This is a genomic window from Microbacterium sp. C-MGS6 (genome assembly GCF_058140415.1).
The window spans coordinates 764,299-778,106 of the sequence record NZ_CM176934.1 but is presented as its reverse complement, the minus strand read 5'-3'; the positions used below and the strand labels follow the sequence as shown (position 1 = coordinate 778,106).

General features: G+C 71.0%; 12 protein-coding genes. 6 read left to right on the top strand and 6 right to left on the bottom strand.

Annotation, left to right across the window (positions count from 1 at the left end):
• Nucleotides 1-42: 42 nt before the first annotated feature.
• Together AC3B5L_RS03775 and AC3B5L_RS03770 are read right to left on the bottom strand one after the other, a co-directional pair.
• Complete coding sequence (locus AC3B5L_RS03775; RefSeq protein WP_490096220.1) at nt 43-969, bottom strand: cyclase family protein; 927 nt, start codon at nt 967-969, stop codon at nt 43-45.
• A 243-nt stretch (nt 970-1,212) separates the two neighbouring features.
• On the bottom strand, nt 1,213-1,629 hold the full coding sequence (locus AC3B5L_RS03770) for an ArsR/SmtB family transcription factor (RefSeq protein ID WP_187663313.1): 417 nt from the start codon (nt 1,627-1,629) through the stop codon (nt 1,213-1,215).
• Nucleotides 1,630-1,733: 104 nt separating this feature from the next.
• Between AC3B5L_RS03770 and AC3B5L_RS03765 the strand changes: the two genes are divergently transcribed.
• From AC3B5L_RS03765 to AC3B5L_RS03750, 4 genes are read left to right on the top strand one after another with little or no spacing between them, the layout of a single operon-like run.
• Nucleotides 1,734-3,164, top strand: coding sequence for a TrkH family potassium uptake protein (locus AC3B5L_RS03765; protein WP_490096219.1), 1,431 nt, complete (start codon nt 1,734-1,736; stop codon nt 3,162-3,164).
• Entirely contained in the window at nt 3,157-3,828 is a 672-nt protein-coding gene (locus tag AC3B5L_RS03760; RefSeq protein ID WP_025104470.1) for a potassium channel family protein, read from the top strand. Before AC3B5L_RS03765 ends, AC3B5L_RS03760 begins: the two co-directional genes overlap by 8 nt.
• A gap of 57 nt (nt 3,829-3,885) precedes the next feature.
• Nucleotides 3,886-4,662 (top strand): ABC transporter ATP-binding protein, encoded by a 777-nt coding sequence (locus tag AC3B5L_RS03755; RefSeq protein WP_187663311.1) that lies wholly within the window; start codon nt 3,886-3,888, stop codon nt 4,660-4,662.
• Nucleotides 4,644-6,236, top strand: a complete 1,593-nt coding sequence (locus tag AC3B5L_RS03750; protein WP_259953434.1) for a hypothetical protein — start codon at nt 4,644-4,646, stop codon at nt 6,234-6,236. The genes AC3B5L_RS03755 and AC3B5L_RS03750 overlap by 19 nt, the downstream gene beginning before the upstream one ends.
• Nucleotides 6,237-6,444: 208 nt before the next feature.
• Here AC3B5L_RS03750 and proC read toward each other — a convergent pair whose 3' ends face one another.
• The gene (gene proC / locus AC3B5L_RS03745) at nt 6,445-7,284 is read right to left on the bottom strand and encodes a pyrroline-5-carboxylate reductase (RefSeq protein ID WP_259953436.1); all 840 of its coding nucleotides are present in this window, start codon (nt 7,282-7,284) and stop codon (nt 6,445-6,447) included.
• Between the two features lie 59 nt (nt 7,285-7,343).
• On the opposite strand from proC, the gene AC3B5L_RS03740 reads away from it, so the two are divergent.
• Nucleotides 7,344-8,315: a cation diffusion facilitator family transporter gene (locus tag AC3B5L_RS03740; protein ID WP_259953438.1), complete on the top strand. Its 972-nt coding sequence runs from the start codon at nt 7,344-7,346 to the stop codon at nt 8,313-8,315.
• Nucleotides 8,316-8,319: 4 nt separating this feature from the next.
• Here AC3B5L_RS03740 and AC3B5L_RS03735 read toward each other — a convergent pair whose 3' ends face one another.
• Nucleotides 8,320-8,775 (bottom strand): nucleoside deaminase, encoded by a 456-nt coding sequence (locus tag AC3B5L_RS03735; RefSeq protein WP_259953440.1) that lies wholly within the window; start codon nt 8,773-8,775, stop codon nt 8,320-8,322.
• Nucleotides 8,776-8,856: 81 nt separating this feature from the next.
• On the opposite strand from AC3B5L_RS03735, the gene upp reads away from it, so the two are divergent.
• Nucleotides 8,857-9,489, top strand: a complete 633-nt coding sequence (gene upp / locus AC3B5L_RS03730) for a uracil phosphoribosyltransferase (protein ID WP_025104476.1) — start codon at nt 8,857-8,859, stop codon at nt 9,487-9,489.
• Between the two features lie 22 nt (nt 9,490-9,511).
• Here the strand turns inward: upp and AC3B5L_RS03725 are convergent, their stop codons facing one another.
• Complete coding sequence (locus tag AC3B5L_RS03725) at nt 9,512-10,315, bottom strand: GNAT family N-acetyltransferase (protein ID WP_259953442.1); 804 nt, start codon at nt 10,313-10,315, stop codon at nt 9,512-9,514.
• The gene (locus tag AC3B5L_RS03720) at nt 10,312-13,794 is read right to left on the bottom strand and encodes a TM0106 family RecB-like putative nuclease (protein WP_259953448.1); all 3,483 of its coding nucleotides are present in this window, start codon (nt 13,792-13,794) and stop codon (nt 10,312-10,314) included. The genes AC3B5L_RS03725 and AC3B5L_RS03720 overlap by 4 nt, the downstream gene beginning before the upstream one ends.
• Between the last annotated feature and the right edge of the window lie 14 nt (nt 13,795-13,808).

The following is a 13,808-nucleotide window of genomic DNA, read 5'->3' as shown; positions in this document are numbered from 1 at the left end:
TGGGGTCGTTGGGACGCGTGTAAACCCGCGTGACTGCTGTGATCAGTGAGATATCGGCACGGTCGCGAACGCCCGGACCGGGAACGTTCCGAACCCGCGGATCGCCGGAGGGGCCGCGGTGAACCGCGCCCCGCGTGCGGGGAGGCGATCGAGAGCCGTGAGGTGCTCGACGACGTGCACGCCCGCTGCGAGGAGGATGCTGTGCGCGGGCCGCTCCCCTCCGCTCTCCGTGTCGTCGATGTTGAGCGCGTCGATGCCGACGAGGCGCACCCCGGCATCGACGAGGAATCGCGCGGCGTCCTCGGCGAGAAAGGGTGCGCCCGTGCCGTAGTCGGGGGTGCCGAACAAGCGGCTCCAGCCGGTGTCCAGGAGCACCGCGCTGCCGCGGAGCTCGCGGTCGGCGAGCGTCGCCGCCCTGATGCCCCGCCGTTGCGGCGTCCAGGCGTCGCGGAGGTGGAAGACCTCGGCGGGGAGATCCACGAGGCTCTCCAGGTCGAGCGCCGCCAGGTCCGCCCCGTCCGCATAGCGGTGGAACGGGGAGTCGAGGTACGTCCCCGTGTTGCCGATCATCGTGATCACGTCCATCGCGAACTCCGTCCCCGGCGCGTAGCGCTCGCGAGAGGCCGCGCGGGTGAGGTGCGGGGTGATGCTCGGCGCGGGCAGCCCGGGATACGTGACCATGCCCTCGGCGATCGGGTGGCTCAGGTCGACGACGCGTCCGGTGCGGCCCTCAGGACCCGGCGTCGCGACGCCACGACTGCCTCGGTGCGGCTCGGAGACGATCTGCAGGTCGCGGAGCTCGACCCTGCCCACGAGCGTCAGGCCGAGGTGTGACACGAGCAGGCTCGAGACCTCCTCGGCCGTCATGTCCTTCCTCGGCAGATCGAGGCGGAACCCCTGCCCCTGCAGGCCGCCGCCGTTGGCGAAGGTGATCGCGAAGTCGAAGTGCGCGCGGTACTCGTCCGTCATGTGCCCATCCTGCCCGACGGGCTCCTCCGGAACGATGCGTGGCCCGCCCTGGCCCACCGGCACGCCGACGTCCAGCCCGCGCATAGCCCGCATTGCCCGATCGCTCAGACAGCCCTGCCAGTGTCGAGTGCAGGACCCGTGCCGGCACCTGCCGAGTCCGCGCGGATCTGGGGTCCGCACACCGCCCCCGACGGCATCCCCCCTGCCGTCGGGGGCGGTTCTCCGTCCGGGCGGGGCGTCGGGTCAGGCGCCGAGGCGCTTCAGCGCGTTGGCGACCACGTGCTTGGCGGATGCCGCTGCACGCCCGACGACCTCGGCCGCGTGTGCAGCACCGTCGGGGATCGGAGCGCCCGGGTATGCGATGTCCGGCGCGGTGTCGCCGAACGCGTCGACGAGGAACGGGACCAGCCAGTCGTCGACGGCCTCGAGCGGCGCGACGGACAGGCTGTAGAAACGGCGCTGGCCGTCTTCGCGGACGGTCACCAGCTCGGCGTCCCGGAGCACCTTGAGGTGCTTGGAGACCGTGGGCTGGCTGATGCCGAGGTCGGCGACGATCTGGCTCACGCTCGTGCCGGACTCGCCTTCGGACGTGCGGCGGAGCAGGAGCTGGAGGATGTCGCGCCTCGTACCGTCTGCGATCACGTCGAAGATGTCCGTCATGTGATCAGGGTAGTGCGCCCCGGCACGGAGTACCATGACGAAGGCTCGGCGAGAGGCGCCGTGCTGCCGCCGGGGAACGGACGGCGCAGAAGAAGGGGGCAGCGATGTCGGGCATCGTTTCGGCGTCGTCTCCTCGCACCGGTCTCCCCGGAGCCGCCGGCCGGGTGAAGCACCTCATCACCTCGTCGCCCTCCCGGTTCGCGATCGCCGTCTTCGCGCTGCTGATCCTCGTGTTCACGGTGCTGTTCTCGCTGCCGATCGCCTCCGCCAGCGGCACGGTGACACCGCTCAGCGATGCGCTCTTCACCGCCGTCTCCACGATCTGCGTGACGGGCCTCGCGACCGTCGACATGGCCAACCACTGGTCGCCCTTCGGCCACGTCGTCGTGTTCATCGGCGTCAACATCGGCGCCCTCGGCGTGCTGACCCTCGCCTCCCTCATGGGGATGCTCATCTCGAAGCGCCTCGGCCTGCGAGCCAAGCTCATGGCGGCCGGCGACACGAATCCGCTCCGCGCGCACGGCGGCGTGGTCAACGAGAGCCAGACGGTGCGCCTGGGCGAGGTGGGCCAGCTGCTCACCACGGTCGCCCTCTCGGCCCTCTTCATCGAAGCGGCCCTCGCCGCCCTCCTCTACCCGGCGCTGGTGATGGCGGGGGTGGACCCGATCGCCGCGCTCTGGGAGGCCCCGTACTTCTCGGCGATGGCCTTCACCAACACCGGCTTCGCGCCGAACGACGGCGGGGTGGCCGTCTTCGCCGACGACTACCTCGTGCTGTCACTCCTCATGGTCGGCGTGTTCCTCGGGAGCATCGGCTTCCCGGTGATCTACACGCTCGCGAAGCACGTCTGGCACGTCAAGCGCTGGTCGCTGCACTCGAAGCTGACCATCGTCACCACCGTGCTGCTGTTCATCCTGGGCGCCGCCGCCTTCCTGATCCTCGAGTACAACAACCCGAATACCTTCGGCTCGATGGACGCCGCTGACACGACCTTCCAGGCGTTCTTCCTCTCCGCGATGACCCGCTCCGGCGGCTTCAACGTCATCGAGATGGACGACCTCAACGGCTCGTCGCTGCTCGCTGCCAGCATGCTCATGTTCGTCGGCGGCGGGTCCGCGTCGACGGCGGGCGGCATCAAGGTGACCACGCTCGCGGTCCTCGCGATCGCCGTCTGGTCCGAAGCGAAGGGCCGCCAGTCCGTCGAGGCGTTCGGCCGCCGCATCCCCAGCGACGTGCAGCGCGTCGCCCTCAGCGTCGTCGCCTGGGGTGCCACGATCGTCGCCCTGTCGACCATCGTGATCGCGCAGATCACCAAGGCCGACATCAGCCACGTGCTCTTCGACGTCATCTCCGCGTTCGGCACCGTCGGGCTCTCCACCGGCCTCACCGGGGAGCTGCCGGATTCCGCCTCGTACGTCATGGCCGCGACGATCTTCATGGGCCGCGTTGGTACAGTGACTCTCGCTGCGGCAGTCGCCGCGACATCGCGCACGCAGTACTACTCACTGCCCGTGGAAAGGCCGATCGTTGGTTGAAGTCCTTCGGGGGGACGCTCCCGTCCTCGTCATCGGTCTCGGCCGGTTCGGCGCCGCCTGCGCCGGCGAACTCGACCGCCTCGACCGCGAGGTGCTCGCGATCGACGACAACCTCGAGCTCGTGCAGAAGTGGTCGGACCGCGTCACGCACACCGTGCAGGCCGATGCCCGCAACATCGACGCGCTCCGTCAGATCGGCGCCCAGGACTTCCAGGTCGCGGTCGTCGCCGTCGGCTCCTCGATCGAGGCGTCGGTGCTCATCACGGCCAACCTCGTCGACCTCAAGGTGCCGCAGATCTGGGCCAAGGCGGTCTCCCAGTCGCACGGCAAGATCCTCGCCCGGGTGGGTGCCAACCACGTCATCTACCCCGAGCGCGAGGCCGGCGAGCGCGTGGCCCACCTCGTGAGCGGGCGCATGCTCGACTTCATCCGCTTCGACGACGACTTCGTCCTGGCCAAGATGTACCCGCCGAAGTTCATCCGCGGCGTCGGCCTGAACGAATCCGGTGTGCGCTCGAAGTACAAGGTCACGGTCGTCGGCGTGAAGAGCCCTGGCAAGCCGTTCCGGTACGCCGAGGCCAACACGATCGTGACCAACCACGACCTCATCATCGTCTCCGGGACGAACAGCGACATCGAGCGCTTCGCCGCCCTCGACCGCTGAACCGGGTCCTCCCCACGGCGGATGCGCCCGCCACGGCCGCCGTGGTGGGATGGGGGCATGAGCGATCACGCCCCCGCACCGCCCGTCCTCGCCCTCCGCGGGCTCCGCAAGCAGTTCGGGCAGAAGGTCGCCGTCGACGCGCTGTCCCTGGACGTCCCCGCAGGCTCGATGCTCGGGCTGCTCGGCCCGAACGGTGCGGGCAAGACGACGACGCTCGCCATGACCACGGGGCTCCTGCGCCCGGACGCCGGGACCGCCTGGGTGCTCGGCGCCGACGTCTGGCAGGACCCTGCCGCCGCGAAGGCGCGGATGGGGGTGCTCCCTGACGGCATCCGGATGCTCGACCGCCTCACCGGCGCCGAGCTGCTGCGGTACACCGGCCTGCTGCGCGGGATGCCGGAGGCGCAGGTCGTCTCCCGCTCCGGTGAGCTGCTCGACGCGCTCGGCCTGACGGAGGCCCGCGACACGCTCGTCGTCGACTACTCGGCCGGCATGAAGAAGAAGATCGGCCTGGCCTGCGCGCTCATCCACGCGCCGCGGCTGCTGATCCTCGACGAACCGCTCGAGGCGGTCGACCCGGTCTCCGGACAGACGATCCGGCAGATCCTCCGCTCCTTCGTGGACGGCGGCGGCACGGTCGTCCTCTCCAGCCACGTCATGGAGCTCGTCGAGTCGCTGTGCGACCGCGTCGCCATCGTCGCCGAGGGCCGCCTGCTGGCACACGGTGCGCTCGACGAGGTGCGCGCCGGGCTCACGCTGCAGGAGCGCTTCCTCACCCTCGTGGGCGCGCACGACCTCGGAACGGAGACGCTCGCGTGGTTGCGCTCCTCGTAGGCCTGCGGCTGCGACAGCTCGGACATCAGCTCAGGCGCAACCCCTGGATGATCGTGACCCTCGCGATCGTGGGTCTCATCGCGCTGAGCATGCTCGGGCTGCTCACCGTCGGGCTGATCGCCCTGCGGGTGGGAGCTCCCGACGCCGCCGTGACCGCGATGGTGCTCACCGGCGCCGTCATCGTGCTCGGGTGGTGGATCGGGTCGATCCTGGTCAGTGCGGACGACTCGCTGGCACCTGAGCGCTTCGCCCTGCTCCCGGTGACCGCCCGTTCTCTCCTCCCCGGACTGGTCGTGGCGGGGATGACGACGATCGGCGGCATCGGCACCGCCCTGGCCCTGCTGCTGATGCTCGTGGGATGGTCGGTCAGCGTTCCGGCCCTCCTCGTCGCGGTGCTCATGGTCCCGGTGGCCCTCGCGACCTGCGTCCTCGGCGCCCGCGTCGTCAGCGGTCTGCTCGCGGGGTGGCTCGCCCGTCGGCGGACGCGAGACCTCGTCCTCACCCTCGGCGTCGTGCTGCTGGCCTCCTCCGGCCTCCTCCTGAACATCGGGCTGCAGGCACTGTCGACCGTGCGCGACGTCGGCGGCGCCTTCACGACGGTCGCCGAGATCGCCGCGTGGACGCCGGTGGCGGCCGTGTTCGGGGTCCCGGCCGCGGTGGCACAGGGCGACGTGCTCACCGCCCTCCTGCGACTGCTCGTCGCCGCCGGCACCCTCGTCGTCTTCTGGGTCGCCGCGCGCCGGATGCTCGATGCGCGCCTGGTCGCGCCGCTGCAGTCGAGCGGCGGCGGACGCGTGCGCTCGGGCGGCCTGCTCGACCGCCTGCTCCCCGCGGGCCCCGTCGGTGCCATCGCGGGACGGACGCTCCGTTACTTCCGCCGCGATCCGCGCCAGGTCGTCAACATCGTGATGCTCCTGCTGCTCCCGGCGATCTTCCTCGGACTCGCGCTCATGAACGGAATGCAGCAGGACAGTGCCGGCTTCGCGCCCGCGATCACCCTCATTCCGGCGATCAACGCCCTCCTCGCCGGGAGCATCGTGCAGATGGCGATAGCCTACGACAACGACGCCGTCGCGCTGCACATCCTCACCGGGGTGAGCGGCGCGGCCGACCGCGTCGGACGGCTGCTCGGGTTCGCGCTGATCGCGGTGCCGATCACGGTCCTCCTCTGCGTCGCGAGCTGCCTGCTGGCCGGGCGTGCGGATCTGCTTCCGGGCAGCCTGGGCGCCGCTCTCGGGCTCATGGCGGTGTCGGCGGGAGCGGGGTCCTGGGTGGGGGCGTTCCTGCCGGGACGTGCTCCGGCACCCGAGGCCAACCCGTTCGGACGCGGCTCCTCCGGCGGCGCGCAGTCCTTCCTCGCGATGCTCATCATGTCCCCGATCACGCTGCTGCTCGGCGGCCCCGCCCTCGGCTTCGCGATCGCGTCGATCTGGATCCCGCCCCTGGGCTGGGCGAGCCTCGCGGCCGCCGTCGTCCTCGGGGGCGCGGCCCTCTGGGGCGGCACGGTGCTCGGCGGTCACGTCCTGCAACGGCGCTGGCCCGAGGTGCTCACCGAGGTCGCCAGCGACGCCTAGCCGCACGACACCTCGCCCACAACAGGAACTCGCGCGAGTTCAGGCTCCAGGAACACTGGCCGCCTGAACTCGCGTGGTCGCCTGCTCCCCGCCGCCCTCGCCACAACAGGCACTCGCGCGGGTTCAGGCTCCAGGAGTGCTGGCTGCCTGAACTCGCGTGAAAGCCTCCCTTCGCGGGATGGAAGCGCGCGAGAACAGGCAGGCGGGATCAGACGCCGGCGGCGAGCTCCTTCGCGCGAGCGAGGGCGGCGGCAGCAGCGGCGGCGAAGGTGTCGGACAGGTGCGCGTCCTGGAGCACGGCGACCGCGCGCTCCGTCGTCCCCTTCGGGCTCGTCACCCGGCGGCGGAGCTCCGCGGGGTCCTCCCCCGTCGAATCCAGCAGCGCGGTCGCGCCGATGAAGGTCTGCTCGGCCAGCAGACGGGCGTCCGTGTCGGCGAAGCCCATCTCCCGCGCGGCTGCGGTGAACTGTTCGATGAGGAGGAAGACGTACGCGGGACCGGAGCCCGAGATCGTCGAGAGCGCATCGATCTGCGACTCGGGGACCTCCACCACCGCGCCCACCGTCTCGAACAGACGACGCACGAGCGCGAGGTCGTCGGGGGTCGCCGCGGCGCCGGCCGCGAGCCCGGTGACCCCCTTGCGGATCGTCGACGGGGTGTTCGGCATGGAGCGGATGACGCGGGCTTCGGCACCGAGGACGTCGGCGAAGGTTTGCAGCGTGACACCCGCGGCGAGGCTCACCACGACGGTCTCCGCGGCCAGGTGCGGCGCGATCTCGCGCAGGAGGTCGGGGACCATCGCCGGCTTCACCCCGACCAGGACCACCCGTGCGCCGGCCACGGCCTCGGCGTTGCCCTCCGGCCGCTCGGACAGCGCGATGCTCGTGACGCCGTCGAGACCCGCGAACGCCGCCGCCTTCTCCGGCGTGCGGTTCGTGGCCGTGATCCCTCCCTGCACGGGGACGCCCGAGGCGAGTACGCCGCGGAGGATCGCTCCCCCCATCGATCCGGCACCGAGGAACGCGAGGGACGGGAGCGCATCAGCCATGTCGTCATCCTACGGCGGGCGCTCCTGTGGCGGCCGGGTCGCCGTCCTAGACTCGTCGCATGAGTGCATCCGGAGGCAGCAAGGCCATCGTCGCGGCGTTCCTGGCGAACCTGGGCATCGCCCTCGCGAAGTTCCTCGCGTGGGCTCTCTCCGGCTCGGCATCGATGCTCGCGGAGGCGATCCACTCCGTCGCCGACTCCGGCAACCAGCTGCTGCTGATGCTCGGCGGGCGCAAGGCGAAGCGCCATGCGGACCGTTCGCACCCGTTCGGCTACGGCCGCGAGCGCTACGTCTACGCCTTCGTCGTGTCGATCATCCTCTTCTCCGTCGGCGGGCTCTTCGCGATCTACGAGGGTGTGGACAAGCTGACCCATCCGCATGAGATCGATCAGACCTGGTGGTGGCTCCCCCTCGTCGTGCTGTTCATCGCGATCGGCCTGGAGTCGTTCTCGCTGCGCACCGCCGTGCGCGAGAGCAACGTCGTGCGCGAGAAGGGGCAGTCGTGGTTCTCCTTCGTACGACGGTCCAAGGCGCCGGAGCTCCCCGTCGTCCTCCTCGAGGACGTGGGTGCCCTCACCGGACTCACCTTCGCCCTGCTCGGCGTCGGTCTCACGCTGCTCACCGGCAACCCCGTCTTCGACGCCCTCGGCACGGTGATGATCGGCGTCCTGCTCGTGGTCATCGCGATCGTGCTGGGTGTGGAGACCAAGAGCCTGCTCGTCGGCGAGGGAGCGACTCCCGCCGACTACGACCGGATCGTGGACGCGATCAACGACGGCCCGGAGATCGAGAAGATCATCCACATGAAGACCCTCTACCTGGGGCCCGACGAGCTGATGGTCGCCGCGAAGATCGCGCTCAGCGCCGACAAGCCGCTGCGCGAGGTCGCCGACGACATCGACGAGATCGAGGCTCGCATCCGCGCCGCCGTGCCGGTCGCCCGGGTCGTCTACATCGAGCCGGACGTCTACCGTCCCGCGATCGATCCGGAGCCCTCGACGGACGTCTTCGTCCTCAAGTCCTCGGACTGAGCGTTCAGCGACGGTCCTCGAAGAAGGCCCGGAGCAGCGCGATGGACGCGTGCTCGTCCACGCCGCCGATCACCTCGGCGCGGTAGGGCAGGCGCCGGTCGCGCAGCACGTCGTACATCGATCCGGCCGCTCCCGCCTTGTCATCCCACGCGCCGAAGACCACGCGGCCGATGCGTGCCTGCAGGATCGCGCCGGCGCACATCACGCAGGGCTCGAGCGTGACGACGAGCGTGCAGCCGTCGAGATTCCACGATCCCCGGTGCGCCGCCGCAGCCCGGATGGCTTCGATCTCGGCGTGCCCGGTCGGATCGTGCGTGGTCTCGCGGGTGTTCCGTCCTTCCGCCAGGAAATTCCCGTCGGCATCGAGGACGACGGCGCCGACCGGGATCTCCGCGGCGTCCGCGGCCTCGGCGGCGAGCTCGAGGGCACGCTGCATCGCACGGCGGTCGGCGGCGGTCATGCCCCGAGCCTACGACAGCGCGCGGTGTCCGCCACGGCACCCGATGTCGTGCGCGGACGCGGGGCGCATTAGCCTGTATCCATGCGTGTCCACGTCGCCGACCACCCTCTCATCACCCACAAGCTCTCGGTGCTGCGCGACGCGCGCACCCCGTCGCCGGTCTTCCGCCAGCTGACCGAAGAGCTCGTGACGCTCCTCGCGTACGAGGCGACCCGGAATGTGAAGGTCACTCCGATCGAGATCACGACGCCGGTCACCACGACCACGGGCGTGAAGATCTCGGAGCCGCGACCCATCGTCGTCCCCATCCTGCGCGCCGGTCTCGGCATGCTCGAAGGCCTCGTCAAGCTCCTCCCCACCGCGGAGGTCGGTTTCCTCGGCATGGTCCGCGACGAGGAGACCTTCGAGCCCACCACGTACGCCGAGCGGCTTCCGGACGATCTCTCCGACCGCCAGTGCTTCGCGATCGACCCGATGCTGGCGACGGGCGGCTCGCTCGCCGCCGCGATCCAGTTCCTGTTCGATCGCGGTGCGAAGGACGTCACCGCGATCTGCCTGCTCGGCACTCCGGAGGGTGTGGCGGCGATCGAGGCGATGGCCGGCGACCGTGACGTGACCCTCGTCCTCGGAGCGCTCGACGAGCGCCTCGACGAGAAGGGGTACATCGTGCCCGGTCTCGGCGACGCGGGAGACCGGCTGTACGGCACCGTCTGAGGCCGTCGCCGCCGCTCCCACGTCAGAGGGCCAGGCGGTAGCCGCGTTCGTCGCCGTAGCGCGTGAAGCCGGCTCTCGCGAGGATCGGCGCCGATGTCGAGACACGGCCCTTGACGAGCGCAGTCCTCGCACCGCGCGCGGCGCTCTGCCGCAGGCGTTCCGCGAGGACCGCTCGATAGACGCCGCGACCACGATCGGCTTCGAGCGTCGCCGCTCCCCACAGTCGAGTGAACCCGTCGACGATGGTGCATCCCCCCGTGCTCACCGCGCGTCCGTCGATGCGCCCGAGCACCCGGAAACCGGTACCGGCATCGAGAGCCTCGGTCAGCTCGGCGAACTCGGCACGCAGACCGTCGTCGTCGAGGGGCTGCTGCTCCCAGACCGGGACGTTGATCGCATCGACCTCGCGGAGCTGATCCACGGTCCGCACGACCTCGGCGGAGACCCCGGGCGGCACGCCGACCGCGGCTCCACTGGTCGGACGCGCGAACACGGTGACGGTGTCGAAGTGCACGGCACCGCGGCGTCGGAGCTCCTCTTCGAGGTCGGGGTCGTCGGCGGGATTCGTCCAGAACGTGAACACGCTCTCGCCCCAGGCTCTGGTGCGCTCCAGCGCCCCGTCCAGCACCTCGGCGGCGGGGCGCGCGGACGTCACCTGCGAGCCGCGGACGCCGCCCCCGAACCGCTCCGGGTACCGCACGAGGAGCAGGTCGCCGCGGACATGCTCGCTGCCGCGCGGAAACCAGGCCCACGCGGCGGCGGCACGGAGGATGTCCGCCTCGGTCGGCGTGCCGTCGGCGGCCGGTGCAGGAACCGTCGTCGTCATGAACCCTCCTCCTCCGCGGCCCCCACCAGGCGGGCGAAGGCACTGAGCCGGGCGACGCCCTCGGGCGTGTACGGCAGGTCGTCGAGCAGCGCCGGCGAGTGGATGAGGTAGGCCACGACCTGCGCCCGGGAGATCGCCACGTTGAGCCGGTTCTGCAGCAGCAGGAACTCCGGGCCCCGGGGAGCGTCTCGGCCACTCGACGCCGCGAGCGTCGTGATCGAGACGACGGCCTCCTTGCCCTGGAAGTTGTCGACCGTGCCCACCGGAACGCCGCCGAAACCCGCCGCGGCGAGCGCGTCGTGCACGAGCTGCCGCTGCGCGTTGTACGGCGCCACGACGATGATGTCCTCCGGCGTCAGTGGCCGCACGGTGCCCGCCGCATCGTTGTCGTGGAAGGCGCGGCCCACGAGGTCGCGGACGATGCGCACGACCTCCTCTGCTTCCTCCGGCGACTGGGTCGCGTTACCGCGGTGGCGCAGCGGCACCACGTGGAGGCCCGGGTCGATGCCCTCGACCGCGCGCCGCTCGGTACCGGGTGCGGAGGCGAGCTTCCCGGCATAGGCGAGCTTCGACACCGGAGCCGCGACGTGCGGGTGCATCCGCCAGGAGCGCGCGAGGAAGTAGCCGTACTCCGGGCGCACGACGGGGTCGCCGTCCATCACCCAGCCGAGCGCGGACGTGTCCACCGGCTCCGGGTGGGCGCCCTGGCTGACCTGGGGCAGCTGCTGCGGGTCGCCGAGGAGGAGAAGCCTCTGCGCGCCCGTGGCGACCGCGATCGTCGAGGCGAGCGAGAACTGCCCGGCCTCGTCGATCACGAGCAGGTCGAGCTCTCCCCTGGCCACCCGCTGCGTGTTGCTGAAGTCCCAGGCGGTACCGCCCACGACGGCGCCCCCGTCTGCGTGCTCCGCGAGGAAGGCGGCCATGCCGGTCTTCGGGATCACCGTGTACCCGGGATCGGCGTTCGCGTCCTTGGGGCACTTCGCCACGTGACCCGGGGCGACACCGTCGGCGACGACGCGCTCCAGCAGCGTCTCGATGATCGCGTGGGACTGCGCGACGACGCCGATCCGGAAGCCGTGCTCTGTGACGAGCCGGGCGATCACCTGGGAGCCCGTGTAGGTCTTCCCCGTACCTGGAGGCCCCTGTACGGCGAGATAGCTGCGGTCGAGGTCCAGGATCCCGCGGACGATCGCGTCGATCGGGTCGTCGCCGGCGGCCGGGAGCGCGTTCCCCGACACGGTGCGCGGAGGGAGGCGGCGGAGGATGTCGGTCGCCGCGTCCTGGGGGAAGTCCGGAGCGGCCGCGTGCACCGCATCGGCCCATTCGTCGATCGCCTGCTGCAGCGACACCACCCGTGGCGGCGCGGCGGGGGTGAGGGCGACGGGGAGGTCATTCCAGGTCTGCCCCTGGACCGCGGACTCCGCCACGAGATAGCCGTCGTCCAGCACCTCGACGACCGTGACCCCGTGCGGCACGTGCACCGCGCGCGACGGGACGTCGGTGTCGAACGGCGCCGGGACGTCGTAGAGCGCGAACGGCTGGGCACCCGGACCGAGCGTCGTGCCAGGGGACACCTCGCCGCGGATCTCCAGCTCGCGCGACAGGACTCTGCGGCCCTCGCCGATGCTCCAGTCCCGGCGGACCCGCGAGCGGGTCGCATCGACCTTCACCACATCGCGGGTGCCGTCCCACATCGTGACCGGCTCCCGCAGCCGCTGGAAGTGCGCGACCCAGAAGCTCTTCGCCTCGCGTGGGAAGTAGTCGATGGCGGCCGCCGCGAGCCGGTGCACGAGCCCATCGCCACCGACCTCCACCGCACGCTCCGCGTCGCCGAGCAGCGCGAGCGAACGCGGCGACGGCTCGTAGATGACCTCGTCCGCGTCGTCCGGCGGGGCCGGCGTGACCCCCTCCGCGCGGGCGATGTCGATGAGCCAGTTGCGCAGCCGCCGGGTGGAGACGCAGTCGTAGCGGTTGTAGTCGGCGAGGTCGGCGAGCACCGCGTCGGCCTCGGCCTGCGCCCCCGCTGCCGCGAGCTCCCGCGCCGCGACGTACTGCACGATGGAGTCGTCGCCCTTCTGGACGTCGCTCGTGCGCACGTCCTCCCCCATGTAGAGGGGCTCGAGCTTCTTGATCGAGTAGGACCGCGAACCCACGCGGACGGTGCGCAGCACCAGTGGGTACAGGTCAACGAAGACGCCCTCGCGGAGCAGGCGGTCCACCTCACCCTCGCGCACCCCATGGCGGGCGGCCATCGCGACCAGGTGGGAGGTCTCGTAGGGGGCGTAGTGATAGATGTGCATGCCGGGGTGGGCGGCGCGACGCACCTTCACGAAATCGAGGAAGGTCTCCAGTGCCCGACGCTCCTCCGCGAACGAGTGCGCCCAGAGCGCGGTGTACTGGTCGGCGTTGTCGACCCAGCCGAACAGATAGTCGATGCCCCACTCGGCCTCGCCGTCGGGAGCGGGCTCGGTGTACAGCGGATCGCCCTCGAAGTCGAAGAAGATGTCCCCGTGGCTGGGCACAGGGAGGGTGTGGATCGCCGCGGCATAGTGCACGTCGTACGTCGCCGCCCCCTCGGCATCCGCCCGCAGCTGCACGCGTGCCTGGGCGCGGAGGTTCTCGAACGTGTCGACGTTCATGCCCTCCGGTGCCTGGGTCGCCGCGGCCAGGTCGTCGATGGTGAGGATCCCGGCGGCGCGCAGACGGGCCCGCTGCACCGGCCGCATGCGGGCCACCATGAGGAGGTCGCGATGGGCCAGCACCTGTTCCTCGCACGTGGCGCAACGTCCGCAGGCGACCACGCGCAGATCGCCGCGGTCGTCGCCCCACGCGAGCGGCGCCCCGGCCGCGCCGTCAGCCACGGAGCGGTCCGCGATCAGAGCGCGCAGCCGCGCCCGGCGCACGCGGAACAGTGGGAGGAGGTCCTCGACCGCATGCGTGCTGACGCTGTTGTCGCCGTGGATGAGGTCGACCTCGTCCGCACGCGGGATGCCGAGCCGGTCGAGCTGGTCGACATATGCCGCGAGCTGCATGAGCGCGGTCACCCGGGCCTTGCGGGCCAGCTTCGAGTCCTGCACGCGCCAACGCCCGTCCGCATCGCGGCGGAGGAAGTCGGCGAACCCGACGAACTCGTCGGTGGCGAAGGCCGCCTGGAAGACGACCAGGGCGTCGGACCGCAGAGCGCTCAACGTCTCGTCGACGGCGGCAGCCAGCGCGTCAGGATCGCTCGACGAGACCTTGGCGACCCGATGCACCCGCTCGTCGCCGAGCTCCCGGATGTAGCGCTCGAGCACGTTCTGCTCGTGCACGTCTCCGAGCTGGGCCGCGCGGAGGAGCGTCGCGTCCTCCGGCTCCTCCACCGCGGGGACCCGACCGAGCTTCGCATCGATCGCGCGGGACCAGGCGAACTCGCACTCGGCGGCCGCCTTGAGGTCGCTCGCGCTCCAGATGACCCGCTGCGCCTCTGTGTCGATCCGCACGATTCTCCCGTTCT